Source organism: Phaeodactylibacter luteus, from assembly GCF_007993045.1.
Classification (GTDB): domain Bacteria; phylum Bacteroidota; class Bacteroidia; order Chitinophagales; family Saprospiraceae; genus Phaeodactylibacter; species Phaeodactylibacter luteus.
The window spans coordinates 1-897 of sequence record NZ_VOOR01000158.1; the positions used below are offsets into that span (position 1 = coordinate 1).

1 protein-coding gene and 1 pseudogene are annotated in these 897 nt (G+C 48.7%); both read left to right on the top strand.

Annotation, left to right across the window (positions count from 1 at the left end; translation table 11 throughout):
• Positions 1–703: pseudogene (locus FRY97_RS22570) on the top strand (hypothetical protein); the annotation flags it as partial.
• A gap of 6 nt (positions 704–709) precedes the next feature.
• On the top strand, positions 710–886 hold the full coding sequence (locus FRY97_RS23415) for a GNAT family N-acetyltransferase (protein ID WP_147169765.1): 177 nt from the start codon (positions 710–712) through the stop codon (positions 884–886).
• The last annotated feature ends 11 nt before the right edge of the window (positions 887–897 follow it).

Consider the following 897-nt stretch of genomic DNA (forward strand, 5'->3'; position numbering starts at 1 on the left):
GGTGGGCAGGCTGTTCTGCGGCCAGCACATTAAGCAGGTTTCGTCTGACGATGAAGAGGTTATGCTGCGCAACGAGCTGGAGCATTCGGATTATTTGGCGCACCTCGGCCATTATAAAGAGTTTGTAAAACGGCTGAACCCCCTGATAGACAACCACCTTAGCAAGCACCCTCATACGAAGCTGGTAGTGGTAAGCGACGGTGCCGAATGGATTGAGAAATGGCAGTCGGAGTGTTACCCGCAAGCGCAGATAATCCTTGACTTCTATCACGCAGCGGAAAAGCTATGCGAGTTCGCTGGCATGGTTTTCAGCTCGGCAAAAAACAAAGAACAATGGATTGCCAGGCGCAAAACAGAGCTGCTCGAAGGGCAGGCCGAAAAAGTCATGCTGGCAATAAGGACAAAAGCCTCGGGCAGGCGCTGCGCCATTGTTGACAAAGCCGAAGCAGTCATTCAGTATTATCAAAAAAACGGCTACCGCATGAAGTATGATGAATACCGCAAAGCAGGCTACTGCATAGGCAGCGGCGCAATCGAGTCCGCCATAAGCACGGTCGTCCAGCAAAGATGTAAACTAGTAGGGCAGCGCTGGACTAAAAGGGTGGCTGCGGTATTAAATTTACGAGCGGCTTTCAAGAGCGGTAAACGGGATGGCATCCGGCAGATCATCAACAAGCAAATGGGGCACTCTTGGGCTGCTTAAGCGACAATTTGGTTTGCGCCCTCAGGACTTCACACCCGATTGGGAGAAAATGCAAGAGAAATTGGTTATTGGATTAATGCAAATTATCTCAAACAAGGATATGCTACCGAAACAGTTAAAGCTCTAATTAAGGCAGCAATTCTCAATTTGACATTTTATCCAATTTCACCTTGTACATTGTAGCCACAGTGCGT